Below are 26,084 nucleotides of genomic sequence, written 5' to 3'. Positions count from 1 at the left end.
GAATTTTCACGATTAGTAATTTTTTTCGAAATTTTTTTGAATAGTGTCAATCTAGTAACATTAGCTAAAATTGTCATTATGGTTGCTGGCTAAAGAGCTGATAAGTAAGCCATAATTTAGTTGGTTTCTGATATATACTCTTCTTTTTTCAAGAATTGACTTGGCAAAATTGCAGACTATTTGCTTAGTCTTAACATGTTGTTTTACTTTCCAATTATTCAATTTATTTAATTATACTGACAAATTCTTGTGGTAGTTTTGTGGTATTTATGATACAATGGACGACTTATTTATTAGACGATCTATTTAGTTCAATTGTTAAGATTATTTCATAGCTAAGCAATCCCAATTATAATTATGCCTAATACCACGACTAAGCCCAAACCATTTATCTATTGGGTTGGCGGCAAGAGGAAAATTGTCGAACAGTTAATAGACCGCCTTCCTACTTCTATCTCGTTAAATAATTATTATGAGCCTTTTCTTGGCGGTGGGGCGTTGTTCTTTAAAATCAAAGATAGATTCAAACAATGTTTTCTATCTGACATTAATTTAGAATTAATTACCAGCTATAATATGGTAAAAAAGAATCCAATAGCAGTAAATGATTTATTGTCCAAACACAAAGAACAGCACTCAAAAGAATATTATTACCGTGTACTAAACAATGATAACAGCAATGACCCTACTAACATCACTGCTCGATTTCTTTATTTAAATAAATATTGTTTCAATGGTATTTATTGTATCAACAAAAAGGGCAAGCTTGGCTTGCACTTTTCTACTCACAACTATGGTATCTCTCATTTTAAGAAAAGGCTAAAACAATGCAGTAGCTTTCTAAGTGATACCGTAATTTACGTCACTGATTTCTCATTTATCGAACCTAAGGAAAATGATTTTGTCTATTTCGATCCGCCTTATCATAAGGCTGGAGAGAAATTTTATACGCGATTGCCCTTTAATGAACAGGAACAAGTCAGGCTAAGAGATTTTGCCAAGGAACTCACTAGCAAAGGGGTAAAACTAATGATTTCCAATAGTGACACCAATTTTATTAGAGAAATATACCAAGATTTTACCATAAATACCGTTGACATTAAATACACCATAACCGGACAGAAAGTAAACGTACAGAAAGAAATCGCCAAAGAGCTTATCATTACTAACTATGAATAAGCTGAAGTAGCTATGCTGATTACTCAACATATACTCAACATTACTCTTGTGTTTAAGATACGGTTAGTTTCTTAATCTGTTGCACCAATTCTTCAATTATTCTTTGCTGTGCTTCAATCTGTCTTTGTAGTGCTTCAATAGTATTATTAGGTTTAATATTATTAGTAATTTCTTTTGTTTCCTTTAGCAGAGCTACTTTATTGTCTGTAAAAAATTCTGTATCTTTCAGAATTTTTTCGTATGGAATCGCAGCTTTGTTCTGAAACTCTCTAACTTGATCCTTCGCTATAATATCATATACTTCTGTTGATTTTTGACTCTTATGACCTAAAGCCTTACCTATTATTTCTCTATCTGCTCCAGCTTTACGCATCCAACTACCGTGTGTTCTTCTTAAGTCATGAAACCTTAAATCTTCAATACCAGCCACTTTACAAATTTTCTTCCAAGCATCCTTGGGGGCTGCTATGTGACCACTCTTACTCTTTTTATGCTTACTTGGAAATACCCATATTGATTTATTATTATTCTCTGTTTGTCTTCTTGCCAATATGCTTAGGGCAGAGTTCACTAAATGAACTGTTTGTATTTTTTTATTTTTAGCCGACCTAGCTGGTATAGTCCATGTCATGTTTTCAAAATTAATATCCTGCCATTTCATAGATAAAACATTACTTTTCCTAGCTCCAGTAAGTAATAGCATTAAGATAGCATCTACAGTTATACTAGTACATTCTGCAATAACTGTCTTAATAAACTTTGTCAATTCTTCTATGGTCGCAATATATCGTGTTCTGACATTTTCCGGATTTCTTTCAATACCCTGTGCTGGGTTCTTCTCTAACATTTGCCATTTAATACCCCTATTGAACATAGCACTAAATAACTTAACAAAGTCGTTAGCACTAAACGGACCTTTATTATTGTTAAGATCATTAAATGTTTTCTGAATGTCATCCCTTGTTATAGTAGCTATTTTTATGTCATAATAATCTTTACCATATCGATTCATTCTAACAATATCATTTGCCCAGCCTCTATTTTTACGCTTACAGTGTTCTTCAATATATTTATTAAAAAAAAACTCCTTAACAGTTAATTTGGTTAGTTTATCATCTATTGGATTATTTGTTAGTTCGGTTGGTTGATTATCTATTTGATTATTTGTAATAGCTAATTTTTCAAGAGGGTTAATGCCTCTTGCTATCTGTCTTTTTAGTTCAGCAGCTTTATTTCTTGCCTCTGCTACCGACATATAAGGAAATTTACCTAATCTAATTGCACGACAACGACCTTTCTTCTCTACTGTTTTACGTAAGTAAAAAGTCTTGCTTTTGTTCACAATAAGATACAAGCCCTTTTCTTTGGTATCATTATAAAAATCTTGTTTAGTTTTAGGACGAATCATTTTACTTACAATTTTTTGAGTAAAATCTAAGTCAAAAGTTGTCATATATCTACCATAATTACATTGTTAGTTATAACAGTGTTGTCACTGATAATATTATTGATATTTTTTATTTTAGATTCAGTGGTTTTTTATTGATTTTTAATATAGGAGGGCATAGAGTAAAATCCTGTTTTTTGTTTTGCGAAAAATAGACACTGAGGTTAGAGTAAAATTTGATAGATTGTCTTCTAACCTCGGTGCTGACACTACATCACGTAGTATCGTCTTGCATAAATACAATTATTTTTCCGCAGAGTAAAGGGGATTTTTTAATAAAATTAAAAAATTTTTTAGGTTCTTCAGAATAATGTTAATCTAATAACAGGCAGTAAAATTGTTATTATAGTTCTCTAGGGTTAACATTTTTGCTGTTCTGAGCTTTCAGTTGGATAGCTTTGGTTATTGTATTTTTAGGAAGATGAAATGAACTGGTATCATATATCTAGGCTCTAAACAAAATTTAAATTACTCTATTTTAACTTTTTAGCTGCAAATTATAAGATTTTTTTGAAATAGGATTAACTATTATGGCAAAAATCTTATTAATTTTCGCTTAAAAATACTCAAAATATAGACAATTTAAATTTTGTTCACAGGGGCTAGATAAACTAAATTTGTTGCATAATTTTAATATAATTATATAAAAACATTAAAATTAATTAAGTGCTTAAATTAACCTATTTTTGTTGACTATTATAATAATAGTACAACTAAAAGTATGATTTTAAAAACAATATTTTCATAGTGTTTTTATAGTGATTTTTTGGGGATTTTCCTCAATTTTCACGAAAAATTGACTAATATATTAAGTCGAAATAATTGCTAAAATGTTAATTAAAATTATAGGAGAAAAGCTTATGAGTATTAGGGTTTCAATGCTGCAAAACAATAGCAAAAATAGCACCACTACGATGGTGCAAATTTCACCCCCCGTTCGGGATAAGAATTAGTTAATTCTTATCCCGAATTGGGGTGTATTCAGTCTTTTCAAGGCTTTTCTTTGGCAATTCATACAGAATGTTCCTATTTAAGTGCAATTCTATGTAAGAATTATTAATTTTTATCTAGAAATAATTCGCTGGATAGTCAACGATAAGTCATAAAAATTTTTGATCAGGCAATCAATTTTATTTATTTGATTATGGGATAGCTTTGAGATAATAGGCTGCGATTCTATTGGTATATTCTTGGTTGTCATATAGGTTTTCAAATATTCAATATCTTGTCTTGTATAATATCGTCTGTTACGTATCTTATGTATAGTTAGATTTGGTAGTAGCCGCTCTAGATATCTTAGCTGGTGAGAGTGAATATTTAGAAGTTTTGTTACTTCACTAATGGAGTAATATTTCTTATTCTGCATTTTTAATAGACCTCTTGCATAATTCTACTGTTGCTGGCAATTTAAAAGTCATAGGAAAAATAGCTTGGCGTCATTGCGAGAAGGCACTTTGTGGCGACGAAGCAATCTAATAGACCTCTTTCGAAATTCGCTTGTGCGCAAGGGTGTGAAGGAGACGCTTCACCTCGAACCGCAGCGTACTCTAATTCCGTTACGGATTCCAGTACCGCATCATTGTCCAAATCACCAGCAGAAGTAGAGTTTCGAAAGAAGTCTAATGAATGTGGATTGCCACTACACTCACATGGTCTTCTAATAACGTCTTGTACTTTTATGCAATTTTTAAATGCTATACGTAAGGTGAATTAATTAATAATTTTAACTTTTTAGCTGGTATAAAACGCATTACCTCTTTTTTTGGAATTATCACTATCTCTTTTGTATGAAAATTTATGCCAGGCCTAGGTTTTTTTGTGCTAGTACAAAAGCTTCCAAAACCTGCTAACGTTAATCTTTGATTGCTTGCCATTTGCTGAATATTCTTAAATATTTGCTCGACTATTTCCTCGCATATAATACTTGATAGCCCTAGCTTAGATTTTAATATGTGAGCAATTTTCTCTCTAGTAATAGTCTTAGTTGTTACCATCTGATTAAAACCGATCCCCAAGTTATTCCAGCACCGATAGCTGTAAAAAGGAGTATATCACCTTTTTTGATATTAGCATAAGATTTAAGAGAAGCAAGAGCCAAAGGGATTGAAGCAGCAGAACAATTAGCATGCTGTGCAACCGTTTTTACTACTTTACTTGGATTAATTTTTAGTCGCTCTATAACTGCATCTATAATCCTTATATTTGCCTGATGTGGAATAAAATAATTAACATCATCTATGGTAAAATTATTATTATGTAATATGTCTTCAGCTGATTTGCTCATTTTTTCTACTGCATGCCTAAAAACTTCCCGTCCTTTCATTTTTATTTTACCGCTTTTGCCATCTGTACTTACACCACCATCAGTGTAAAGAATATCAAAATAACGACCATCCGAGTAAATATTACTATCTATTATACCAGAACTATCCTCACTATATTGCAGAATTACAGTACCAGCACCATCACCGAATAAGACGCAAGTAGTTCTATCGCTCCAATCTAGTAGAGACGACATTTTTTCAGCACCAACCAGTAATATTGTTTTATATTTTCTAGATTCAATCAAAGAGTCAGCAACATGTAAACCATATACAAAACCCGAACATACTGCTTGGAGATCAAATGAAGGTACATTATTAAGCCCAAGATAACCTTGTAACTTAGAAGCTATAGAAGGAAAACTATTATCTGGAGTGGTGCTGCAGGTAATTATTAAATCTATAGATGATGCCTTTAATCCAGCATCATCTAGAGCATTCTGACTGGCTTTAAGAGCTAAATGTGACGTATATTCATCGTTCCCGGCAATGTGCCTTTGTAATATACCCGTCCTTGAGCGAATCCATTCATCGTTGGTATCAACCGATAACGATAATTCTGCATTGTTAACAATACGTTCCGGCAAATATGCACCACACCCAAGAATTTTACAAGCCATACTGGTTTATGCTACTTCTTCATCTTTTTCTTCTTTCTTCACAATAACTTGACGACCATTATATGTGCCATCAGCTAAAGATATATGATGAGGAAGTTTATATTCTCCTGTTTGAGAATCTACTACTACATTAATCTTACCAAGTGCAAGATGAGAGCGTCTCATATTACGTCTTGATTTTGATGTTTTCTTCTTTGGAACTGCCATATAGCCTCTTAAAAATTATACTTAATTTGTGAAAAAGTGTTTGTCAAATCGATGAAGCAGTATATTATATTTCCATTGCAAAATCTAGGTATTTCAAACATAAATTTTATGAAATTTTTTATAATTCGGACTTTTCTTGTTTCATCAATATTCTTTACATTATGTAGTTGTCAAACTATAGAATCAAGAGGGCAGTATGTGGATGATAATTTATTACCTACGCTTGAGGAGAGGAGGCTTAGTAAGTCCGAGGTAAAAGATTTAATTGGCACACCAACAATTGTACCTGACTATACACCGAATACTTGGTATTATATTCAACGTTCTTTAGCTAGGAGAGCATGGTTTAAACCAAAAGTGATTGAACAAAGAATAGTAAGAATTACTTTTAATAAAAATGATATAATTGAAGAAGTTTTAGTACTTAATGACTCGCATAAAGAAGATATAATGTTAATTAAAGAATATACTAAAACTTATGGTACAGAATTAAATGGACTACAAAAGTTTGTAAAAAATATTGGTAGGTTTAATAAAACTACCGACGGAAAAAATAAGAAGAAACGATAAAATCATACTTGCAATATTTCATAGATACTGTATAAACTAGAACGCTCTGATTCTGAGAATATTAGATAATCTGAGAATGTTTTAGTTGCATGTTGATATCTTAGTTAAAAATATGTTATCCCTGCGAAGGTAGCGGGATCTGTAATAGACTTGCTGCATAAATCAAAGATAGTTGAGGGATTTTTAGGAGAAACGAAGCCGAGCACCGCAGCGTACACAGACGTACGTGAGGAGCGGAGGCGAGTTTCGACGACAAAATCACCAACTAGATTGACTTATGCAGTAAGTCTAATATCTAATAGTCTTTTAGACTATTTTTTTAGATTCCGCTACCTATGTGGGAATGACATTAAGGCTATCACCATTGCTATGGCTAAAACCTTCTTTGGTTAGCTATACCAAAGAGTTTATGGCCCCTTCGTCTAGTGGTTAGGACGTTACCCTTTCACGGTGAAAACACGGGTTCGAGTCCCGTAGGGGTCACCAGTATCTTTATGTGGTAAAAATGATGTCATCCTTGCGTAGACTTTGTCAACGTGGATCACTAGTATGCCATTCTTAGCAATGGCGGAAATCTATAATATCTAATAGCCTTTGCAGGCTATTTTTTGGATTCCCGCTTTTAGCTAGGAATGACCTACTCATGATCTACGCCGGCAAAGCTATATGCGGTCGTAAGAAACAACAATATAATTGTCGAATGTAATATATTGCTTGCAAAAACTTGAAAATTGATAAATCAGTTTTCAAGTTTTTATTTTTTTATGTAAAGTTTATGATTACTACATCTTAAGGATTATATGTCACAAGATTACATGTCACAAAAGCTTGGTTTTTGGTCAGTTTTGGGTTTAGTTATTGGTAGCCAACTTGGCACTGCTATTTTGATATTACCAGCAGGTTTAGCCCCATTTGGTATTTTTAGTTTAGTTGGATGGATAGTATCTTCCTGTGGTGCCATAATAATAGCACTTTTATTTGGTATACTTTGTGCACGATTTCCACAAACAGGTGGACCTCATGTTTATTTAAAGCAGGCATTTGGCAATGATGTAGCATTCTTCACTGGCTGGACTTATTGGATTATTTCATGGGTTAGTACAGCTGTAGTAGTTATTTCAGCTGTTACATATTTAACACCTTTAATTGGTGTGCATAATAGTTTTATATGCTTAATTCTGCAAATATTATTGTTATTTGCTGTTATGTTACTAAATTTTAAAGGTATAGGAGTAGCGGGGCGTGCTGAATTTATACTAGCAATGCTAAAATTTATTCCATTAATAATAATACCAGTTGTAGCATTATATCAGTTTGATAGTAATAATTTTGTTATGGATAAGAGAATAACTAATTTAACTTTTTCTCAAATTCTTGGTGAAGTAACGTTACTGACATTTTGGGGATTTATTGGTGTAGAGTCAGCAACTGCTCAAGCTGGTTCAGTAATTAACCCATCAAAAACAATACCAAGAGCAATAGTAATGGGTACACTCTGTGTGGCTATTTTATACCTTATTAATAGTATTGGAATAATTGGTTTAATTCCACGAGAAGATTTGATACATTCTAACGCCCCTTATGTAGATGCTACTCAAATAATTTTTAGCGGTCAGTGGCATCTACTTATTTCTTTGCTTGCTTCAATTATTTGCATTGGAACGTTAAATGCTTGGGTATTAATCAGCGGACAAATTGCTTTAGGATTAGCACAAGACGGTTTAATGCCATCTTTTTTTGCTAAGAAAAATAAAAATGGAGCTCCAATTTGGAGTTTGTTTGTAAGTTGCATTGGAATATTATTATTATTGATTAGTACAACAAATGAAGATTTGTCAGAACAAGTTACCGCAATAATTAGTTTTTCAGTTATCTCTTTTTTATTTGTATATCTAGCCTGTAGTGTAGCTTTTTTAAAATTACTGCTAGCAAAGTTAGAAGAATCTTCACTATATAAATGGTTAATTGCTTTCGGATCAATTGCTTTTTGCCTATGGATTATTTGTGAGACACCATTAAAGGTCATAATACCAGCTATCTCATTTATATTAAGCGGAGTACCGGTTTATTTTCTTTGGTATAAAAGGCAATAAATGCTTAAATTTTGTATATTGTTGTTAACTACACTATTATTACAAGGATGTAGCTCCTCATCTACCAACAAGACGCTTTTGACTATTACTACTCAGCAATTACAAAAAGATCATAAACTAAATCACGGCACTTTAATTATACAATATAATTTAGCAGCACTAAGTAAAAATAACTGCATCTATGCAAAAGATTTTGGTCTTATTATTAATAATAGCCAATATAATAAGGTTTTTTTACAAAAATTTAAAGCCAGCTGTGCTGGGAATATTAATAACCAAGCAATGATCAGGTCAACCAAGATTAAGAACCTGCTACTAAAATTAAATTGTAAGTATAAGTTCTTATCCCAAGAAGAATTACGATTTGTTCAAAAAGCTAGTAATAAAAATAGTTCCCATAATATTAATGAGCTAGCACAATTAGACAAGCTAACTGCTACTATTCCTATAATGTTACCACAATATAAAGTGAAGGTTACCAGTCATTATGGCATACGCAAACACCCTAGGAAAAAACAAAAGAAATTCCACTGTGGGACAGACTTAAAAGGCTATAGTAAATCTCCTATTTATGCCTCTGCTGATGGAATAATTACTACCGTAAGGCGAGAACGTGCTTATGGAAATTTGATAGAAATAAAACATTCAAATAAATTTATCACCAAATATGCTCACTTGAGAAAAATACATGTAAAAGAAGGAGATATGGTTATAAAAGGTCAAATGATTGGGCTTCAAGGGAATAGTGGCAATAGTACGGGGGAACATTTACATTTTGAGATTTGGCTTAATAATAAACATGTCAATCCTTTTGATTTTGTGTCACACGCTTGTAACTGTTGAAAATTTTGCTATAATAGACCTCTTGTCTAATGATTAATCTTCAAAAACAGTAAAAAAGAAGCCGTAGCTCAGCAGGATAGAGCGAGCGATTCCTAATCGCTAGGTCGGAGGTTCGAATCCCCTCGGCTTCACCAAATAAATGTAGTAAATTCCCTACATTTCCATATTTTTTTCTAATATTTTAGAACAATTAGATTTAGTTTAACAATTTAATTTAATAACTGTAATTTATTTAGGTAGTATATATGCAAAACAATTCATTTACTTTTACTAAAGAGGCTATAGACAAAATTACTCCTCCTGCATTTACAAGAGATAATAAAGGCAAAGTTATTCGTCCTGAAATTGTACAACATGTTTACATATTTAAAATTATCAAATATTTTCTGTAATACCCTAACTACAGCCTCCTGTTTCCACGCTTCAATTTCTTCATTAAACAAAGGTCTATCTAATAAAGCAAGGCTTACCCCTTGTGCAAAATAAATTAACTTCTGCAATTTTAGTTGAGTTATAGTATCTCCAGCTTCTCTATCTACTAAAACCAAGAAGTAATTAGCTATATCAAAGCAGCTTAATATTCTTTTCTATTACGTGCATAGTTCTATTTTTTTTATCTAATTACTTTTATAACACACATTTGTTATTATTAACATACTATTAGTAAGAAATTCATTTTAACTTAAATATTAATAATGTTAAGATATACTAAAAATTAGTATGTAAAGGGTATAACTATGGATGAAATTATTCAATCAAAGGTAACACTTACTCAAACTCATCTAACAACAGAGCAAAAATATACTACAGGTTTACTTTTAATAGGTACATTTTTAGAGTATTTTGATCTGATGCTGTATATTCATTTAGCAATTCTGTTAAATGATCTATTTTTTCCTAAGACTGACCCCCACGCTGCTTCACTCCTCGCTGCTTTAACTTTTTGTTTGACCTATATATTTAGACCTGTTGGTGCTTTGATTTTTGGTTATATAGGAGATAATGTTGGTTATAAAGCAACAATCATTATAACAACGTTTATAATGGCTATTTCATGTATTACTATAGCTAATTTACCTGTTTATGATCAAATAGGTATTGTCTCTACTTGGATAATTATAATATGTCGGATTCTTCAAGGTATATCTTCCGTAGGAGAGATAATAGGTGTTGAACTATATCTGACTGAAATGACCAAACCACCTATCCAATATCCAATTGTAGCGTTAGTTTCAGTTTGTACTATCATAGGAGGAATATTTGCACTTGGTTTAGCATCTTTTAGTACGTCATTTGGAATTAGTTGGCGTCTAGCTTTTTGGGCAGGTGCAACAATAGCCATTGTTGGGACAATGGCTAGGACGATGCTGAAAGAAACACCAAAATTTCTAAGACAAAAATCAGTAGTGGATAATTCTATTGGACCGACAAAATTTAACATGACAACAATGTTAGCTTACTTCGTGATACAGTGTGGATGGCCTATATGCTTCTATTTTGCTTATATCCATTGTAGTAGCATTTTAAAAAACTCTTGTGGTTATTCGCCGGAGGCAGTAATTCATCATAATTTTCTTCTTGTAATGCTATCTTTAGTTAGCTCTTTAATTTATGCATATTTAAGTTATAAAATATACCCATTAATAATTCTTAAGGTAAGACTAGCGATATTCTGTATTTTTATTGTTAGTTGTCCTTATTTACTAGACCATTATAAAACCCCAATTGTCATATTTCTAATCCAATTAATGACGGGGCTATTTGGTATCTGTACCATGCCAGCGGATACAATTTTTTTCCGGCATATTCCTATTTTTAGACGATGTACTTACGTTAGTTTGTCTTTCGCTTTATCGCGTACTTTAATCTATATTATTGCTTCTTTTGGTCTTGTATATCTAATAGAATATTTTGGTAATTATGGGTTATTATTTCTCATGATCCCAATAACCCTAGGGTTTGCTTTTGGCATCTATCACTTTGAAAAGTTAGAGAAGCAAGCTGGTTTTATTAATCCATAGACCTTACGCATGATTTTTCTAAGATATCGGGTATCTTGTAACGTGTGTTAAGCGTTTCTACTATTTTTCTCATATAAACCTCTTATTATCTGAATACTAGTTTCGAGAGGTAATTTTGTGGTCACAATCCCTCTACCATAGCTAGTTAAAAAAAAGAGACCTATTATAGCACTAAATTATGACCTTATCCCGAATTGACATAATACCGATACTAGAGTTAACGATAGCTGCACATAAGGCGTATAAATATCCCCTCTTTAAATTTATACTCGGTGAACTTCAAGAATTGGCGTTGTCGTGTCTAAAGATCGAAGCTGCTCACGTACTAATGTACGCTCCGCTGCTCGACTTTGACACTCCTAGCTCTTCTTGAAGTTGACCTTCGTCTACCAACTCTTCATTTACGAGCAGTATATACTGCAAAAACTTGAAGAGTTGGTAAACCAATTTTCAAGTTTTTGGGTAAAAAATAACCTAAATTTCTCTAGCACTAACCCATTGATAGGAGCTGCGATCACTAAACACTTGTCGTAAGAATTGGTTATTCAGAGCATGACTAGTTTTATAACCCGTGATGTCAGCTATTAGATGACCTCCTGTAGTATATAAATCTCCGAACAGATCGAGAAGTTTGTGCCGTACAAATTCATCTTTATATCTAAGTCCATCGTGGTTTATTATAATATCTTGATCTATACCTATAGCGTTATCGAGAGATGCACCACGTGCTAAGCCCTTGCTTTTTAAATATTCAAGTTCATGGATAAATCCAAAAGTTCTAGCATCAGCAATGTTATTCTTGAAAGACTCATTCTCTGAGAAGACTAAATTTTGCTTGCCAATAGCTTTGCTAGCAAAATCTATTGTCATATCAACTGTCATGCTATGAGCAGGGTTAGCTACTAACTCGCAATCTCTGTGAATTGCCCTAATTTCTTTTAAGATTTTTAGGTATTTCTTTGGAGCATTTTGTAATTGTCTACCAGCACATTCTATCATAAAGACGAATGGTTTACTGCTACCATCCATTATCGGGATTTCAGGACCATCGATTTCAATTATTAAATTATCGATTCCACATCCCCAAAGAGCTGCCATTAAATGTTCTATAGTTGAAACATAAATATTATGTTCATTTTTTATGGTAGTAGATAAAGAAGTTTCTGAAACATTTAAACAACTAGCTTGAATAAAATTTATCTCTTGCCTTACATCAGTTCTGACAAAAACAATACCGGTATTTTCTACAGCTGGTCTTAAAGTCATCTGAGTAATGTTACCGGAATGAACGCCTACACCATAACAACTTACTGGGTTTAGTATTGATACTTGCATTGGTTAATTTTGCTAACATTTTAGAAATTCAACTTATTTTAATGCCTTAAACAATTACATGCAAGTTACATTATGTTACAAAATATTTCACCAATCTATATACTGCTCGTAAATGAAGAGTTGATAGACGATAGAATTAAAATCATGGTAGTAGTGTGACTAGTTGTACGTGAGCATACGAATCCATGATATTTTCAAAAAACAATTCGTAGGAACAGAAGAGTATACCTTACTCTGTTGAATCTGGAAGTCTGTTCTTCAGTATAAAAGGTAGTTGTAGTAAAAAGAAAATGATCGTTATAGGTATTGCTCCAAATATTTTAAATATAACCCATGTAGATTCTGCAAAATTACGCCATATTATTTCATTTAACACTGCCATAAACAGTAAAAAACCAGCAGATCTATAGCTTAAAATATTCCAGTTCTTATCTTCAAGTTGGACAAAATGATTAAACATATATTTCAAAAAAGCCTTATTTCTTATGGCACTGATAAAAAATGTACTACTAAAAATTACATATAGAATAGTTGGTTTGATTTTGATATACATAGAGTTACCACTAATCAAAACTATACTAGCTGAGACTAACAACACTCCAGAAGATACTAAGGAGGATTTGGAAACTTTGCCTTCTATAAGATAACACAGACTAATACAAATAATTGAAGTAATAAGTATATATAACGTCGCACTTTGTATACTACCGCCATAAAAATAGCCAATAAAAAAAGCTATAAGCGGAGCAACTTCTGATAAAAAATTAATCATAAATAGTTTTATTTCTCTGTTACTACTTTTGTGTGTCTGATTTTTATTTGTATTAAGATATTAATTAAACCTAGAGTGCAAACATAAAAAACAACTTGTAATCCGTTAGGTCTAGCAATATATCCAGTAATCATTTTTAGGAATTTACCATAGATACTTCTGTCAGAAATGAGCCAAGAGCTATCCCAAAGCTGGTCGGATAAAATAGTAATAATCCCTGAAGAACTCAATATACCAGCAGCTTCTGCTGCAAAACCACTAGCAACAAGCATTAATAAAATGGAAGATATACGAAATATATATTGTTGGTTTACTATTTTTATTAAACCTAAATAGATAATGACACCCAAAGTTAGACCACTGACTATACCAATAATTAATCCTAATAGATAGCTATTACTGTCAATAATTTCGACTGAAGAAATACTATAAACTAATATAATAATTTCCATTCCTTCTCGAAGAATAGTTGCCGCAACAATCAGTACTAGCATTATATAACTACTATCACCGCTACTAATTTTTACAGACAAATCATTAAGATTTTGTTTTATCTTAATACCATAACCTTGCATCCATACTATAGTCCAACCAATTAATGCAACTGTTAACAAAATAACTCCAGAGTTAAATATCTCATCACCTAGACCACTAAATGCTACGGTTATACTACGAGTAAAGAAAGCGAATAACGCAGCAGAAACTGTACCAAGCATGACTCCAGCAATTATATAAATTCTAGATTTTTCTAATTGTTTTGTCACAGCAAGTATTACACCAAGCAACAAAGCTATTTCTAGGCATTCCCTGAATACCACTAATGCTATTTTAAACATCTAAACCTAAATAAATTTAATTAACAATGAGAACCCCTTGTGCTGTCTCTTGATGAAAGTCTCCAAAAAAATCATATTTACCCGGGGCTAAAGGGGCAAGGATGATATTTATAGAGTCATTTGGCATAATAATCTTTTCGCGGTGCAGATCATGACTCTCAAACTCTTCTACTGTACTATCTTGGTTGTGGATAGTAAAACGAATCTTCTTACCACTTTCTACTCTAATAATATTTGGCTCAAATCTATGATTCTTTATAACCGTTACAATTTCTACTATATTAGTATCTACATCATTCTTAGATGTGCTTTTATGATTAATTGCAAAAATTATTACACCCACCACTAGAATAATACCTCCAAAAAATTGAAGGATAGTTTTTTTTCCCATAGTTTTAACTTGAAAGTTTTATTAAAGTTACAAAATACACCAATACAATCATAGCTACAAGCACATATAACAGAGTGTAGTTTTTTTGTTTTTTATGGTTCTTTATTTTTTTGGATAAATTCATAAGCACCCTCCCTATATTATACAATATATTAGATTTCCACTAAGTCATCAAGAATCAAATATTTTTTATAACAATACTTTGTTTCTCCTCTAACCAATTAATGATTAAACTGAACAAGATTCTAGAATTAGCTATTGATAAAATGATAAAATCTTGTATACATAGTATCTGTACAATGGGTGAAGATTAATTGACAACCAAGTAAATAATAGTGTCTATAAGTTCAAATCTTCTACAATTTTTTATGTTAGACAATGTTGCTAAGATTTTTTTAAGTTTTAGTCATGATATAGTCATTATCCCATTACTGATACTAGGCTATATTTGGTTAGAGCAAAAAGTGTTTTTTAATGCAATATGTTTAATATTAGTAAGTATGTTATTTAATTTTGCTCTAAAAATTACATTTCAAGTACCACTATCCGCTCATATTGGTAAACAAGGTTTTGCTTTTCCAAGTGGTCATATGCAGTCTTCAGTTGTTTTGTATGGTTGGCTGATGACAAAAACACAAAGCCGCATATGTAAAATTCTGATAACTGGTTTGCTATTTGGAATAGGAGTGAGTTTAGTCTATTTTGGCTATCATAATTATTTTGATATTCTAGGAGCCATATTTTTTGGTTCTTTATTAATAGCCTTTTATACATTTCTTGCAAGCGCAAAAAAGCAAATATTGCCAGCAATTTTATTGACTTTTACTACATTTTTGATGTTGTACATTGCATCTATACATAAGGTAGAAGAGCATCTATATATGGCATATTACGCTCTTATTGGAGTAATATTTTCTGAAAACATTTTTACAAAAAAAATAACAATTATAAATCTACGAAGCAAAATATCAGCAACAATACTGTGTTTTCTCATGCTCTTTATAGTCAAAATGCTTTTTACAATTGGTTATATCTCCTCTTTACCATTAGCTATCAGGCAAATACAATGGGCTATAATCGGATTTTGTATCCCAGCATCAGTTTTTATTGCAAACTATATTAATCATTATAAGCGTTCTTTCCATGATAGATTCTAGTTGGATTGTAGAAATAAGAACAGATTTTCTAACAACCATATTTAAGTTATTTCCATTTTTTGCTAGTGATTACTTTTATATTACCATTACTGCTTTAGGATATTGGTTAAATCCATCGGCATTATTATTTAGATCATTAGGATTTTTAATACCTTTTTGTACTTTACTTAATTGCTTGTTAAAGAATTTATTTAAAATATCGCGTCCTGACATATCTTTACATTTAATATCTGTGTATGATCCTTTTGGCTTTCCTAGTGGTGATGTTCAAGTGGCAACCACTTTTTGGCTAGCAATCTTTTTAAGTCTTAAAAATAGTCCTTTCAAGTATTTATGCTTACTGCCAATAATTGGTATTGGTCTCTCAAGAGTATATCTTGGTGTTCATAGTATATATGATGTAATTGGTGGTTTGATATTTGGATTTTGTGTTTTACATATATGGAAAACATATTTAGAAAGAGCATTGCTTGTAGAAGTGTTTCAACATAGTTGCAAAAAATTTTGGTTTTTACTTGCTATAATAATTTCACTATACACCATAGTGTCTCAATCTTTACCATGGCCACCTATGATACCGATGGCAATAGGAGCTCTCATTGGCTTTGGGCTATCCTTACGATGGATAGCAAATCAGGCAGTTGGTCTACAGCACAAAATTAGTATTCCAACCGCTCTAATATCCCTAGCCATTGTAATTGGCATAGCAAAATTCATACCTACTGTAAAAATAAACATTTTTATTTTCTATTGTAGTATTATATTAAAATATAGTTTTCTTGTTTTTGGAATTTTTGTATTAATTCCTAGTACTATCTCTAAGATCACTAGATCTAATAAAATTGATATATTAGACTTCTTTCGAAACTAGACAATGATGTAGAATGGTGTTATAAATATCTGATTTGAAGTAATAATGAAATTCGAACATATTAAAGAGTTAGAGGATGAAAAATTTCGTCGATTAACAGGAGTAAGGAAGGGAACATTCTCAAAGATGGTGGATATTTTAAGGCAAGCTGATGGTTTTAAGAAATCAAAAGGAGGGCGTAAAAATAAGCTCAATTTGGAGGAACAGTTGCTGATGACCTTAGAATATCTTAGAGAATACCGTACTTATTTCCATATAGGCCAGAACTATGGGATTAGTGAAAGTTCAGCATATAAAGCTGTTAAATGGGTAGAAGACACCCTAGTTAAACACCCAAACTTTGCTCTTCCAGGTCGTAAAGCTCTAATGAAGAGTGATATGAATTATGAAGTAGTCTTGATTGATGCTACTGAGACTCCAATAGAAAGACCTAAAAAAAACAAAAATTCTATTATTCAGGAAAGAAGAAAAGGCATACACTAAAAACTCAAATAGTGGTGGACAAGAAAACACACCAAGTAATATGTACAGATTTTTCTAACGGTAAGAAACATGACTTTAGATTATTTAAGGAATCCAAAGTTCTTATCCATCCTAAGGTTAAAGCGATTACTGATACAGGATATCAAGGTATACAAAAAATTCGCAATAATTCTGAATTACCAAAGAAAAAAAGCAAGAAAAATTCTTTAACTAAAAATAGACCTTGACTAAAATAGTCTCTAAGAGAATAAGTACCCTCTTTAATTACTTATAACACATTCTTAAGATATAAGGTCTATTGTTAAAAATTCTCTTAAATTATGTTCATATCCACCAGTAGGTTCAAAGACAACAATTAACTCAGATAAGGCAGGATAGTATTTATTAATAGTGCTAAGCATAGTAGTAAAGCCATGTTGATCATTGGTAACTTCAAAAGCCTTGTTGGTAGTTGGTAGATAGATATTTAAAGTTTTTTTACTAACGTCTACACCAATATAAGTTGTTGTCATATAGAGCCTCATGATTTATATTAATAATAGGATATGCAAGGTTTAAATCTTATGACATCCGTTCGTAGTCTTTATCCAAAACAGGATGGGTCTTTGCTGAGGTATGAAGTCTTTAAAATTCAAAGCTTCAATTCGACATACAGTTTACCCATCCTACCACTATATATAACTGATCATGTTATATTTATCATGGTTTTTTTATTGTATGAATTAGATATAAGAATTAATAATTCTTATATCTAATTAGCTTGTTATAAGGAAAAATATACTCTTGAAGCGGCTGACGCAAGTACATTTTAACTTTTTTCATCATTCAATATGTGATTTTAATAATTAAAATCACATATTGAATGGAGTATTATATTTTAACAATCAGGTGGCAGCCGCTTCAAACCTGATTGTTTCTATATATAACACTGAATTCGATGTAACTTGTTACATCGAATTCAGGTTCAAATAAGTATGGATGGCAAAGGTAGAGCTTTGGACAACGTATTTATTGAGCGATTTTGGTGTTCGTTGAAACAGGAAAAAATTTGTCGAATAATTTTAACAATTGTAAAGAAGGTAAAAGTAGCTATTAAGGAATATATCGATTTTTATAACCAAGAAAGAATGCACCAAGCATTGGGGTATAAGACTCCTAGCTCGATGTACTATAAACAAAAAGTTGCATAATAGTGACAATAATAATTTCATGGGAATTATATCTCTAAATTGCTAAATTTTTGTCTAAACAATGGCGACCACATCTCAGTATGTATTCCTTTTATTTGTCTTTAAAACTCTAGAATTTGTTCCCATGCATTCGAATCTATGTAATACTTAACTCTAGTAGTCCTTTTGGCTTTGATAACCGAAGACTACCACTTCTCCTTATATAAAGTTAAATTTTTTGTTCACAGAGCATAATATAAAGAAATAAGAAAATGAATAAATATTTTATATTATTAATAATGTTAATCGTGCCTAATAATTCATTTGCTCAACAACAAAGATATATATCTAATTTTATTACACCAGTTACTTATTTTGTTGATCATGTTAAACAACTAAATTTGCTCAAAAATAATTTAATTAAACATAGACAAGCGAGTATTATAGGAATCAGTGGCATGGGGAAAACCCAACTTGTTAGGATGTACTCTTATGAAAATCAAAATGATTATAAACTTATTTGGTTTATTGATTGTAATTTGGATATTAATCAAGAATTACTAAAACTAGCAAAAGTGATTAATAGTACTACTAAATCTAATTTAATATCAGAAGATATTAAATCAATACGAAAAGAAGTAATGAGCTATTTATCGAGTCAAGAAAAATGGTTGCTGATATTTGATAATCTAAAGGTAAGTGAAAATAAAAAAGTTCAAGAATTTGTTGATTGGGAACATAATGGGCATGTTATATTTTGCTCCCAAGATAGTGAAATATTACCAAACATAGTTAAAATGACTGCATTTGAAAAAGGTGACGTCCGTACTCTTGCTAACAATATTTTAGAACATAGTGACCCAAAATCAGCAGAATTCTTGAGCGAAGAATTTGCTGGTTATCCTATCATGATAGTACAAGGTGCACAATTATTAAATAATATACAAGGTTTAGATAGCGAAGGATATAAGAACAAAATCCAACAATCATCAGATAGAATTAAATCGAACATTATATTAGCTATCAATGAATTAAAGCCAAGTGCAAGAAATTTATTAAATAAAATAGCTATGATAAATAATCAAAGTTTTTCAAAAGAACTTTTAAAAATTATCACTGATAATCAAAATACTCTTGACGATGATATTTATCAATTATCTAAATTTACCTTAATATCTAACATTGTTCCTAATAGCACTAATCCTATTTTTGAAATGCACGATGTTATTGCTCAGAAAATAGCTGAGATTAATGGTAGCAGAAATAATAAAGCTTATTTAGAGGATATTGTTAGCAAATTAATGAATTATATACCACAGACTACAGTAAAAGCTCATATTTTTAGAAATGCTAAAACTATGCCAGAAAATCTTGAAATAATTTTAAGAAATTCAGAAAAATATAATGCAAATATATATAAAATTATGGAACTTAATTATCAAATAATGAGCCAATATAACAATTCTCTTAATGCTTCTATTACAGAAAAGAAGATTAACTGGTTTAATAAAGTTGATCAGGAAGGAAAATTTAAGTTATGGTTAATGAATAATAAAGAGAAATATGTATATTTAAAGTATATACAAACAATAGGTAATTACTATAGGAGTTATTCTAATTATAGAATAGCAATGAAGTATTTTATAAGAGCACAAGAAATATTTGAGAATATCAAAGGTTATGAATCTGACAAATGGACTTTATTTTATAGTTTAGCAAGGTGTAATATTGTATTTGGAGAGGTGCAAGAAGCTGAGAAAAACGTTCTAATGATAGAACAAATGCTCAATGATGGTTTAATAGATCAAAGCGACCTAGCACATATACATTTTATTAAAGCACAGTTATTATTTATACAAGAGAAAACTGAATCATTAGATGAAATTAATAAAACTATAGAAACATGTATTAAAAATGGGATAAGTCCTGACGATCTATTGCTTATACCTCCTTATATACTTAAAGTAGAAATATTAAATTATCTTGAAGAATATCAAAAAGCATATGAGCAAGCTAAGAGATTATATAATTTATGTGAACATTGCAAAACGCCTGAAATACTTGGTGAAATCTATCGTATAATGGCAAGAAGTGAGTTAGGATTAGGTATGCTAGACCAAGCTTTAGAGCATATTAACCAGACTATCTCTATATTTTTAGCCTGTGAGCGTATGACTTCTAAAGATGCGGATTTTTTGGAAGTTCCAGAGCTAGCAATAAGCTACGTAGTACAAGGTGATATTCTATTCGCCCAAGATCATATAAAAGCAGCAATAGAATCATATAATAAGGCCTATACCATATATTATTATTTATATAGAGATAATAGTAAGAATGTAGCTCAAGTTAGTTACTTATATACTCAAGGAGCTAAAGCTGCATGTAAAGCAAAAAACTTATTTAGTTATAAATCTTTTGGTAAACCGCAAGTCAAGGAATTTGGGATAAAACACCCTAATACTATATCTATGTTTGAGTATTGTAAACAATATGATATGGATTTATGGGCTAAAGAAAAATAGATTTAGGATTCTGATATACTGCTCGTAAATGAAGAGTTGGTAGACGATAGTATAACTTCAAGAAGAGCTAGGCAGTAGCAAAGTCGAGCGGCGTAGCGTACATGAGTAACTAGGCAGCTTCGATCTTTAGTCGCGGGAACGCCAATTCTTGAAGTTCACCGAGTATACTTGCTATAAAATCAATAGTTGACAATAGTTAAGTAATATAGTTAAATAAATTGAGATAAGAAGGAATATGAATGAACAAACCAAAGATAAGATAATAATATAACTTTTCTGAAACCATTAACTAGCAAAGAAAATGAATAAATATTTTATATTATTAATAACACTATTAATAATGCCTCTTAATTCATTCGCCCAAGATCAAATATCTAATTTTGTTACACCAGTTACTTGCTTTGTTAATCATGTCAAACAACTAAATTTACTCAAGAATAATTTAATTAAATATCGACAAGCAAGTATTATAGGTACTAGTGGTATGGGAAAAACACAACTTGCTAGAATGTATTCTTATGAAAATCAAAATAATTATAAACTTATTTGGTTTATTGACTGTAATTTAGATATTAATCAAGAATTGCTAAAGCTAGCAAAAGCTATTAATGCTACTTCTAAATCTAATTTAATATCAGAAGATATAAAATTAATACGAAAAGAAGTAATGGACTATTTATCGAATCAAGAAAAATGGTTGCTGATATTTGACAATCTAAAGGTAGGTGGAAATAAAAAAGTTCAAGAATTCGTTGATTGGGAACATAACGGGCATATTATATTTTGCTCCCAAGATAGTGAAATATTACCTAATATAATCAAAATGACTGTTTTTAGGAAAACTGATGTTATTACTCTTGCTAATAATATTCTAGAAAATAGTAATCCTCTATTAGCAGAATTTTTGCACGAAGAATTTGCTGGTTACCCAATCATGATAGTACAAGGCACACAATTGTTAAATAATGCACAAGATTTAGATAGAGAGAAATATAAGAAAGAAATCCAAGTATCAACAGATAAAATTAAATTGAATATTGTATTAGCTATCAATGAATTAAAGCCAAGTGCTAAAAATTTACTAAATAAAATAGCCTTAATAAATAATCAAAGTTTCTCGAAAGAACTACTAAGTTATATTACTGACGATAAAAGTACCTTGGATGATGATATTTACCAACTCTCTAAATTTTCCTTAATATCTAACATTGATCCCAATGATACTAACCCTGTCTTTGAAATGCATGATGTCATTGCTGAAAAAATAGCCGAGATTAATTGTGGTGAGGATAATAAAGCTTATTTAGAGGATATTATTACTAAATTAGTTGGATGTGTGCCAAAGAGTTTGATAAAAGCCCAGCTTTTTAGGAAAGCGAAAACTATGCATGAAAATTTTGAGATACTTAGTAGAAATGCTGAGAAATATAATGCTAATATATATAAAATTATGCAACTGAACAGACAACTAATATCAGCATATCTTATCTCTTACGATTACCATAATACGGAAAGACTCATTAATTGGTTTAATAAAAATGATCAACAGGGGGATGGTAAGTTTAAATTATGGTTAATGAATAATGATGAGAAATATACATATGCAAGTTACCTACGAGCAATAGGCGTGTATTATAGAATTTGTTCTAATCATAGAACAGCAATAAATTATTGTATAAGAACGAAAGAAATACTAGATAATGTACAAGGTTATGAATCTTTTAAATGGGTTGTACTGTTTACCTTAGCAACATCGAATATTGCATTAGGGCAGGTTCAAGAAGCAGAAGAAAACATTAAAATTATAGAACAAATTGTTAATAAAGGTTTAATGGATGAAAGTGACATATTTTATATACATGATGCTAAAGCGCTTCTATTCTTCATACAAGGGAAATATACTGAATCATTAGAACAAGTTAATAAAAGCATAGAAATAGCCATTAAAAATGGGACAAGTCCTGATGACCCATGGCTTATAAATTCCTATAATATTAAAGTAGAAGTATTAAATTATCTTAAAAAGCACCAGGAAGCGTATGCCATAGCCAAGCAAGTATATGACATGTGTAAATCCTTTAAGAAAGAAGATGATGAAGTATTTGGTTGCACTTTTGTCGAAATGGCAAGAAGTGAGTTAGGACTGGGGAAGCTAGACCAAGCCTCAGAGCATGTTAATAATGCTATTTCCATATTCTTAACCAATGAACTTAGAAACCCTAAAAATACAGATTATTCAGAAGATACAGATCTAGCAGCGAGCTATGTAGTGCAAGGTGATATTCTATTTGCCCAAGATAATATAGAAGAAGCTATAAAATCCTATAATAAAGCTTATAGCATATATTATTATTTGTATAGAGATAATCGTAAGAATGTAGCTCAAGTTAGTTACTTATATACTCAAGGAGCTAAAGCTGCATGTAAAGCAAAAAACTTATTTAGTTATAAGTTTTTTGGTAAACCGCAAGTAAAGGAATTTGGGATAAAACACCCTAATACTGTATCTATGTTTGAGTATTGTAAACAATATGATATGGATTTATGGGCTAAAGAAAAATAGATTTAGGGTTCTGATACTTGCTATAAAATCAATAGTTGACAATAGTTAAGTAATATAGTTAAATAAATTGAGATAAGAAGGAATATGAATGAACAAACCAAAGATAAGATAATAATATAACTTTTCTGAAACCATTAACTAGCAAAGAAAATGAATAAATATTTTATATTGTTAATAACATTATTAATAATACCTCTTAATTCATTTGCCCAAGATCAAGCATCTAACCGGATATCTAATTTTGTTGCACCAGTTACTTATTTTGTTAATCATGTTAAACAACTAAATTTGCTCAAAAATAATTTAATTAAATATCGACAAGCAAGTATTATAGGTACTAGTGGTATGGGAAAAACACAACTTGCTAGAATGTATTCTTATGAAAATCAAAATAATTATAAACTTATTTGGTTTATTGACTGTAATTTAGATATTAATCAAGAATTGCTAAAGCTAGCAAAAGCTATTAATGCTACTTCTAAATCTAATTTAATATCAGAAGATATTAAATTAGTACGAAAAGAAGTAAGGAACTATTTATCCAGTCAAGATAAATGGTTGCTGATATTTGATAATCTAAAGGTAAGTGAAAATAAAAAAATTCAAGAATTTGTTGATTGGGAACATAATGGGCATGTTATATTTTGCTCCCAAGATAGTGAAATATTACCAAACATAGTTAAAATGACTGCATTTGAAAAAGGTGACGTCCGTACTCTTGCTAACAATATTTTAGAACATAGTGACCCAAAATCAGCAGAATTCTTGAGCGAGGAATTTGCTGGTTATCCTATCCTGATAGTACAAGGTGTACAATTATTAAATAATGTACAGGGTTTAGATAGAGAAGGATATAGGAAGAAAATTCACCAATCAACAGACAGAATTAAATTAAATATTACATTAGCTATCGAACAATTAAAACCAAGTGCTAAAAATTTACTAAATAAAATAGCCCTAATAAATAATCAAAGTTTCTCGAAAGAACTACTAAGTTATATTACTGACGATAAAAGTACCTTGAATGATGATATTTACCAACTCTCTAAATTTTCCTTAATATCTAACATTGATCCCAATGATACTAACCCTGTCTTTGAAATGCATGATGTTATAGCTCAGAAAATAGCTGAGATTAATGGTGATAAGAATAATAAAGCTTATTTAGAGGATATTATTACTAAATTAGTTGGATGTGTGCCAAAGAGTTTGCTAAAAGCCCAGCTTTTTAGGGAAACGAAAACTATGCATGAAAATTTTGAGATACTTAGTAGAAATGCTGAGAAATATAATACTAATATATATAAAATTATGCAACTGAATATGCAACTAATGGTACGAACTATTAATTGTTTCGATTATCCTAATGCAGAAAAGTTAGTTAATTGGTTCAATAGAAATGATCAAAATGGTACTGGCAAGTTTAAATTATGGTTGATGAATAATGATGAAAAATATGCATATGCACGTTATATACAGGTTATAGGTTGGTATCATAGAATTTGTTCTAATAATAGGGTGGCAATAAATTATTATACAAGAGCGAAGGGAATATTAGATAATGTTAAAGGTTATGAATCTTTCAAATGGACTGTATTTTTTAGTTTAGCAACATATAATATTATATTAGGACAGGGGCAAGAAGCAGAAGAAAACATTCAAGTTATGGAGCAAATGCTTAATGAAGGTTTAATGGACAAAAGTGATATATCTTACATATATAGCGCTAGGGCAAGCTTATTATTTATACAAGGTAAGTATAGTGAATCATTAGAGCAAACTAATAAAGCTATAGAAATATCCATAAAAAATGGAAAAAGTCCCAATGATATATCTCTTATAAATCCTTACCTTCGTAAAGCAGAAATATTGAATTATCTTAAAGAATGCCAAGAATCATATGTTCAACTTGAACAATTATATAATTTGTATAAATCTTCTAAAAAAGAGGAACATGAAATATTTGGTCGTATTTATAGTCAAATGGCAAGAAGTGCGTTAGGATTGGGAAATCTAGACCAAGCCTCAGAACATGTTAACCAGGCTATCTCCATATTCCTAGCCAATGAGCATAGGAATCACAAAGGAGCAGATTATTCGGAAAACCTCAACTTAGCGGCTAGTTATGTAGTGCAAGGTGATATTCTATTTGCCCAAGATAATATAGAAGAAGCTATAAAATCCTATAATAAAGCTTATAGCATATATTATTATTTGTATAGAGATAATCGTAAGAATGTAGCTCAAGTTAGTTACTTATATACTCAAGGAGCTAAAGCTGCATGTAAAGCAAAAAACTTATTTAGTTATAAGTTTTTTGGTAAACCGCAAGTAAAGGAATTTGGGATAAAACACCCTAATACTGTATCTATGTTTGAGTATTGTAAACAATATGATATGGATATATGGGTAAAAGAAAACTAGGTTGTATTGACAAAGCAACAACCGCCATTGGCATCCTGAACATGTTATGTACCATATTGCTTCAATAAACCGTCTAACCTTATCCTCATTTCTTGTTTTTATAGTCGCTCCGTCAAAAGTCTAGAGATATAATATCCACTATGTTTATCAAGTAAAAAAATATAGAGAATCCATAAGAAAATGCTATAATATGGGCATAAACCTTATGGATTAGTTGATTTATGCCGATAGAAAATACCCGAATTCGCGTAATGCAATAA

Annotated in this window: 22 protein-coding genes, 2 tRNA genes and 1 pseudogene; 15 read left to right on the top strand and 10 right to left on the bottom strand. The window is 30.9% G+C overall.

Annotated elements, in window-relative coordinates; translation table 11 throughout:
• The first annotated feature begins 354 nt into the window (after positions 1–354).
• On the top strand, positions 355–1,179 hold the full coding sequence (locus tag ACFEL2_RS01560) for a DNA adenine methylase (RefSeq protein ID WP_375332355.1): 825 nt from the start codon (positions 355–357) through the stop codon (positions 1,177–1,179).
• A gap of 52 nt (positions 1,180–1,231) precedes the next feature.
• Here the strand turns inward: ACFEL2_RS01560 and ACFEL2_RS01555 are convergent, their stop codons facing one another.
• From ACFEL2_RS01555 to rpmF, 5 genes are all read right to left on the bottom strand, one after another.
• Positions 1,232–2,632: a tyrosine-type recombinase/integrase gene (locus ACFEL2_RS01555; RefSeq protein WP_375332086.1), complete on the bottom strand. Its 1,401-nt coding sequence runs from the start codon at positions 2,630–2,632 to the stop codon at positions 1,232–1,234.
• 1,057 nt (positions 2,633–3,689) lie between these two features.
• Positions 3,690–3,992 carry a MerR family transcriptional regulator gene (locus ACFEL2_RS01550; protein ID WP_341751314.1) on the bottom strand — a complete coding sequence of 101 codons (303 nt, stop codon included), beginning with the start codon at positions 3,990–3,992 and terminating at the stop codon, positions 3,690–3,692.
• A 328-nt stretch (positions 3,993–4,320) separates the two neighbouring features.
• Positions 4,321–4,620 (bottom strand): HU family DNA-binding protein, encoded by a 300-nt coding sequence (locus ACFEL2_RS01540; RefSeq protein ID WP_341751315.1) that lies wholly within the window; start codon positions 4,618–4,620, stop codon positions 4,321–4,323.
• Entirely contained in the window at positions 4,614–5,567 is a 954-nt protein-coding gene (locus ACFEL2_RS01535) for a beta-ketoacyl-ACP synthase III (RefSeq protein WP_341751316.1), read from the bottom strand. Before ACFEL2_RS01535 ends, ACFEL2_RS01540 begins: the two co-directional genes overlap by 7 nt.
• A gap of 6 nt (positions 5,568–5,573) precedes the next feature.
• A complete protein-coding gene (gene rpmF / locus ACFEL2_RS01530) occupies positions 5,574–5,774 on the bottom strand; it encodes a 50S ribosomal protein L32 (RefSeq protein WP_341751317.1) in 201 nt (66 codons plus the stop codon).
• A gap of 108 nt (positions 5,775–5,882) precedes the next feature.
• Between rpmF and ACFEL2_RS01525 the strand changes: the two genes are divergently transcribed.
• The 7 genes from ACFEL2_RS01525 (at position 5,883) to ACFEL2_RS01495 (ending at position 11,301) form a co-directional block, all read left to right on the top strand.
• A complete protein-coding gene (locus ACFEL2_RS01525; protein WP_341751318.1) occupies positions 5,883–6,344 on the top strand; it encodes an outer membrane protein assembly factor BamE in 462 nt (153 codons plus the stop codon).
• 411 nt (positions 6,345–6,755) lie between these two features.
• A tRNA-Glu gene (locus ACFEL2_RS01520) sits at positions 6,756–6,830 on the top strand.
• Between the two features lie 329 nt (positions 6,831–7,159).
• A complete protein-coding gene (locus tag ACFEL2_RS01515; RefSeq protein WP_341748489.1) occupies positions 7,160–8,437 on the top strand; it encodes an APC family permease in 1,278 nt (425 codons plus the stop codon).
• On the top strand, positions 8,438–9,280 hold the full coding sequence (locus ACFEL2_RS01510; RefSeq protein ID WP_375332084.1) for a M23 family metallopeptidase: 843 nt from the start codon (positions 8,438–8,440) through the stop codon (positions 9,278–9,280).
• A 57-nt stretch (positions 9,281–9,337) separates the two neighbouring features.
• Positions 9,338–9,414 (top strand) — tRNA-Arg (locus ACFEL2_RS01505).
• 111 nt (positions 9,415–9,525) lie between these two features.
• Positions 9,526–9,672, top strand: coding sequence for a hypothetical protein (locus tag ACFEL2_RS01500; protein ID WP_341752353.1), 147 nt, complete (start codon positions 9,526–9,528; stop codon positions 9,670–9,672).
• Positions 9,673–10,017: 345 nt separating this feature from the next.
• On the top strand, positions 10,018–11,301 hold the full coding sequence (locus tag ACFEL2_RS01495; RefSeq protein ID WP_341755250.1) for an MFS transporter: 1,284 nt from the start codon (positions 10,018–10,020) through the stop codon (positions 11,299–11,301).
• A gap of 474 nt (positions 11,302–11,775) precedes the next feature.
• Here the strand turns inward: ACFEL2_RS01495 and lpxC are convergent, their stop codons facing one another.
• From lpxC to ACFEL2_RS01475, 4 genes are all read right to left on the bottom strand, one after another.
• Positions 11,776–12,636: a UDP-3-O-acyl-N-acetylglucosamine deacetylase gene (gene lpxC / locus ACFEL2_RS01490; protein ID WP_341751321.1), complete on the bottom strand. Its 861-nt coding sequence runs from the start codon at positions 12,634–12,636 to the stop codon at positions 11,776–11,778.
• Positions 12,637–12,865: 229 nt separating this feature from the next.
• A complete protein-coding gene (locus ACFEL2_RS01485) occupies positions 12,866–13,408 on the bottom strand; it encodes a septation protein A (protein ID WP_341751322.1) in 543 nt (180 codons plus the stop codon).
• An 8-nt stretch (positions 13,409–13,416) separates the two neighbouring features.
• Complete coding sequence (locus tag ACFEL2_RS01480; protein WP_341751323.1) at positions 13,417–14,244, bottom strand: FTR1 family protein; 828 nt, start codon at positions 14,242–14,244, stop codon at positions 13,417–13,419.
• 16 nt (positions 14,245–14,260) lie between these two features.
• Positions 14,261–14,635, bottom strand: coding sequence for a cupredoxin domain-containing protein (locus ACFEL2_RS01475; protein WP_375332083.1), 375 nt, complete (start codon positions 14,633–14,635; stop codon positions 14,261–14,263).
• Between the two features lie 335 nt (positions 14,636–14,970).
• Between ACFEL2_RS01475 and ACFEL2_RS01470 the strand changes: the two genes are divergently transcribed.
• From ACFEL2_RS01470 to ACFEL2_RS01460, 3 genes and pseudogenes are all read left to right on the top strand, one after another.
• Positions 14,971–15,792: a phosphatase PAP2 family protein gene (locus ACFEL2_RS01470; RefSeq protein ID WP_375332082.1), complete on the top strand. Its 822-nt coding sequence runs from the start codon at positions 14,971–14,973 to the stop codon at positions 15,790–15,792.
• Positions 15,779–16,663 carry a phosphatase PAP2 family protein gene (locus ACFEL2_RS01465; RefSeq protein ID WP_375332081.1) on the top strand — a complete coding sequence of 295 codons (885 nt, stop codon included), beginning with the start codon at positions 15,779–15,781 and terminating at the stop codon, positions 16,661–16,663. Before ACFEL2_RS01470 ends, ACFEL2_RS01465 begins: the two co-directional genes overlap by 14 nt.
• 45 nt (positions 16,664–16,708) lie before the next feature.
• Positions 16,709–17,361, top strand: a pseudogene (locus ACFEL2_RS01460) (IS5 family transposase); the annotation flags it as partial.
• A gap of 66 nt (positions 17,362–17,427) precedes the next feature.
• On the opposite strand, the gene ACFEL2_RS01455 reads toward ACFEL2_RS01460, so the two are convergent.
• The gene (locus tag ACFEL2_RS01455; protein ID WP_375332080.1) at positions 17,428–17,658 is read right to left on the bottom strand and encodes a hypothetical protein; all 231 of its coding nucleotides are present in this window, start codon (positions 17,656–17,658) and stop codon (positions 17,428–17,430) included.
• 432 nt (positions 17,659–18,090) lie between these two features.
• Here ACFEL2_RS01455 and ACFEL2_RS01450 point away from each other — a divergent pair, with 432 nt between their 5' ends.
• The 4 genes from ACFEL2_RS01450 (at position 18,091) to ACFEL2_RS01435 (ending at position 25,824) form a co-directional block, all read left to right on the top strand.
• Positions 18,091–18,336, top strand: a complete 246-nt coding sequence (locus ACFEL2_RS01450; RefSeq protein WP_375332079.1) for an integrase core domain-containing protein — start codon at positions 18,091–18,093, stop codon at positions 18,334–18,336.
• A gap of 251 nt (positions 18,337–18,587) precedes the next feature.
• On the top strand, positions 18,588–20,837 hold the full coding sequence (locus tag ACFEL2_RS01445; RefSeq protein ID WP_375332078.1) for a tetratricopeptide repeat protein: 2,250 nt from the start codon (positions 18,588–18,590) through the stop codon (positions 20,835–20,837).
• A gap of 301 nt (positions 20,838–21,138) precedes the next feature.
• Complete coding sequence (locus tag ACFEL2_RS01440) at positions 21,139–23,400, top strand: tetratricopeptide repeat protein (RefSeq protein ID WP_375332077.1); 2,262 nt, start codon at positions 21,139–21,141, stop codon at positions 23,398–23,400.
• A 150-nt stretch (positions 23,401–23,550) separates the two neighbouring features.
• Positions 23,551–25,824: a tetratricopeptide repeat protein gene (locus tag ACFEL2_RS01435; protein WP_375332076.1), complete on the top strand. Its 2,274-nt coding sequence runs from the start codon at positions 23,551–23,553 to the stop codon at positions 25,822–25,824.
• Positions 25,825–26,084: the final 260 nt, after the last annotated feature.

Source organism: Candidatus Tisiphia endosymbiont of Temnostethus pusillus (assembly GCF_964264675.1).
Classification (GTDB): domain Bacteria; phylum Pseudomonadota; class Alphaproteobacteria; order Rickettsiales; family Rickettsiaceae; genus Tisiphia.
This window is presented reverse-complemented; position numbering and strand designations above follow the sequence as displayed.

Excerpts from the sequence above, each read along its gene's own strand:
- ACFEL2_RS01555 (WP_375332086.1), bottom strand. The coding sequence starts at position 2,632 with ATGACAACTTTTGACTTAGATTTTACTCAAAAAATTGTAAGTAAAATG.
- ACFEL2_RS01550 (WP_341751314.1), bottom strand. The coding sequence starts at position 3,992 with ATGCAGAATAAGAAATATTACTCCATTAGTGAAGTAACAAAACTTCTA.
- ACFEL2_RS01540 (WP_341751315.1), bottom strand. The coding sequence starts at position 4,620 with ATGGTAACAACTAAGACTATTACTAGAGAGAAAATTGCTCACATATTA.
- ACFEL2_RS01535 (WP_341751316.1), bottom strand. The coding sequence starts at position 5,567 with ATGGCTTGTAAAATTCTTGGGTGTGGTGCATATTTGCCGGAACGTATT.
- rpmF (WP_341751317.1), bottom strand. The coding sequence starts at position 5,774 with ATGGCAGTTCCAAAGAAGAAAACATCAAAATCAAGACGTAATATGAGA.
- ACFEL2_RS01525 (WP_341751318.1), top strand. The coding sequence starts at position 5,883 with ATGAAATTTTTTATAATTCGGACTTTTCTTGTTTCATCAATATTCTTT.
- ACFEL2_RS01515 (WP_341748489.1), top strand. The coding sequence starts at position 7,160 with ATGTCACAAAAGCTTGGTTTTTGGTCAGTTTTGGGTTTAGTTATTGGT.
- ACFEL2_RS01510 (WP_375332084.1), top strand. The coding sequence starts at position 8,438 with ATGCTTAAATTTTGTATATTGTTGTTAACTACACTATTATTACAAGGA.
- ACFEL2_RS01500 (WP_341752353.1), top strand. The coding sequence starts at position 9,526 with ATGCAAAACAATTCATTTACTTTTACTAAAGAGGCTATAGACAAAATT.
- ACFEL2_RS01495 (WP_341755250.1), top strand. The coding sequence starts at position 10,018 with ATGGATGAAATTATTCAATCAAAGGTAACACTTACTCAAACTCATCTA.
- lpxC (WP_341751321.1), bottom strand. The coding sequence starts at position 12,636 with ATGCAAGTATCAATACTAAACCCAGTAAGTTGTTATGGTGTAGGCGTT.
- ACFEL2_RS01485 (WP_341751322.1), bottom strand. The coding sequence starts at position 13,408 with ATGATTAATTTTTTATCAGAAGTTGCTCCGCTTATAGCTTTTTTTATT.
- ACFEL2_RS01480 (WP_341751323.1), bottom strand. The coding sequence starts at position 14,244 with ATGTTTAAAATAGCATTAGTGGTATTCAGGGAATGCCTAGAAATAGCT.
- ACFEL2_RS01475 (WP_375332083.1), bottom strand. The coding sequence starts at position 14,635 with ATGGGAAAAAAAACTATCCTTCAATTTTTTGGAGGTATTATTCTAGTG.
- ACFEL2_RS01465 (WP_375332081.1), top strand. The coding sequence starts at position 15,779 with ATGATAGATTCTAGTTGGATTGTAGAAATAAGAACAGATTTTCTAACA.
- ACFEL2_RS01455 (WP_375332080.1), bottom strand. The coding sequence starts at position 17,658 with ATGACAACAACTTATATTGGTGTAGACGTTAGTAAAAAAACTTTAAAT.
- ACFEL2_RS01445 (WP_375332078.1), top strand. The coding sequence starts at position 18,588 with ATGAATAAATATTTTATATTATTAATAATGTTAATCGTGCCTAATAAT.
- ACFEL2_RS01440 (WP_375332077.1), top strand. The coding sequence starts at position 21,139 with ATGAATAAATATTTTATATTATTAATAACACTATTAATAATGCCTCTT.
- ACFEL2_RS01435 (WP_375332076.1), top strand. The coding sequence starts at position 23,551 with ATGAATAAATATTTTATATTGTTAATAACATTATTAATAATACCTCTT.